The organism is Komagataeibacter kakiaceti JCM 25156 (assembly GCF_000613305.1).
This window is the reverse complement of record NZ_BAIO01000501.1, coordinates 1-1,665: the sequence shown is the minus strand read 5'-3', so window position 1 is coordinate 1,665 and position 1,665 is coordinate 1. Positions and strand designations below refer to the sequence as shown.

1 protein-coding gene and 1 pseudogene are annotated in these 1,665 nt (G+C 67.5%); both read right to left on the bottom strand.

Translation table 11 applies throughout. From position 1 onward, the window contains the following. Nucleotides 1–57: 57 nt before the first annotated feature. Nucleotides 58–1,218 carry a tRNA guanosine(34) transglycosylase Tgt gene (tgt, locus tag JCM25156_RS15865; RefSeq protein ID WP_025813869.1) on the bottom strand — a complete coding sequence of 387 codons (1,161 nt, stop codon included), beginning with the start codon at nucleotides 1,216–1,218 and terminating at the stop codon, nucleotides 58–60. Then, nucleotides 1,215–1,665 (bottom strand): annotated as a pseudogene (locus tag JCM25156_RS25300) (S-adenosylmethionine:tRNA ribosyltransferase-isomerase); the annotation flags it as partial. The pseudogene JCM25156_RS25300 and the gene tgt, both read right to left, overlap by 4 nt.

Below are 1,665 nucleotides of genomic sequence, written 5' to 3'. Positions count from 1 at the left end.
CGATCGCTGCCGCAAGCCGTGCGCCATCAGCAGGCGGTGATGCGGGCGGGCGGGCCATCAGGCGACGGGCGGAATGTCGGGAAAGGGCATTTCATCACCACTCCAGTCATCCATCGCCCATTGCGCGCGCAGGTGACTGGCATGGGCCGCGAACGACCCGTCCACGATCGCGCCGCGCATCCCGCGCATGAGGCGCTGGTAATAGGCCAGGTTATGCCATGTCAGCAGCATGGGGCCGAGGATCTCGTTCGTGCGGAACAGGTGGTGCAGGTAGGCGCGGCTGTGGCGTGAACAGGCCAGGCAGTCGCAATGGGGCGAGATCGGCCGCGAATCGCTGGCGTGGCGCGCGTTGCGCAGGTTGAGCGTGCCCCGCTCGGTATAGGCGCGCGCCGTGCGCCCCGCCCGCGTGGGCATGACGCAGTCGAACATGTCGACCCCGCGCTCCACCCCGCCCAGCAGGTCATCGGGCGTGCCGACACCCATGAGGTAGCGGGGGCTGGCGTCGGGGATCAGCGGCAGGGTCACGTCAAGGGTGGAGAACATGAGTTCCTGCCCCTCCCCCACCGCGAGGCCGCCGATGGCGTAGCCCTCGAACCCGATTCCGGTCAGCGCCTTCACGCTTTCGGCGCGCAGTTCCGGCTCGGTGCCGCCCTGTATGATGCCGTACTGCGCATAGCCGGGACGCTGGATGAAGGCATCGCGGCACCGTTCAGCCCAGCGCATGGACATGCGCATGGATTTCGCAATCACGTCCGGTGGCGCGGGCAGGGCGGGACATTCGTCAAAACACATGCTGATGGTGGCATCGAGCGCATGCTGGATTCCGGTCGAGCGTTCGGGGGTCAGCCGGTGTTTCGAGCCGTCGATATGCGAACGGAAGGTCACGCCGTCCTGATCGAGCTTGCGCAGCGGACCGAGCGACATGACCTGAAACCCGCCCGAATCCGTCAGGATCGGGCCGGGCCAGTCCATGAAACGGTGCAGCCCGCCCAGTTCGCGCACCCGCTCCGCCCCCGGCCGGAGCATGAGGTGATAGGTATTGCCCAGCACGATGCCCGCGCCCGTGGCGCGCACGCTGTCCATCGTCATGGCCTTGACGGTGCCCACCGTGCCCACGGGCATGAAGGTGGGGGTCGGCACGCTGCCATGGGCGGTATCGAGCCAGCCCGCGCGGGCATGGCCCGCGCGCGCTTCGGCACGCCAGCGGAAAGAGGTCATGGCAGGTCTCCCTCGGCGCGATGCAGCAGGCAGGCATCGCCATAGGAATAGAAACGGTAGCCGCTGGCGATGGCATGGGCATAGGCCGCCTTCATGCGGTGGTAACCGCCAAAGGCGCAGACCAGCATGAACAGCGTCGAGCGCGGCAGGTGGAAATTGGTCAGGAGCATGTCCACCGCGCGGAAACGGTAGCCGGGTCGGATGAAGATGGCCGTCTCGCCATGAAAGGGATGCACGCGGCCTTCCTCATCCGTCGCACTTTCCAAAAGGCGCAGCGATGTGGTGCCCACGGCCACAACCCGCCCCCCCCGCCGCGCGCGCGGCGTTGATGCGCGCGGCCGCATGGGGGGAAATCGTGCCGCGTTCGGCATGCATGTGGTGGGCGGAAATCTGTTCGCTGCGCATGGGCAGGAACGTGCCCGCCCCCACATGCAGCGTCAGGGTCTG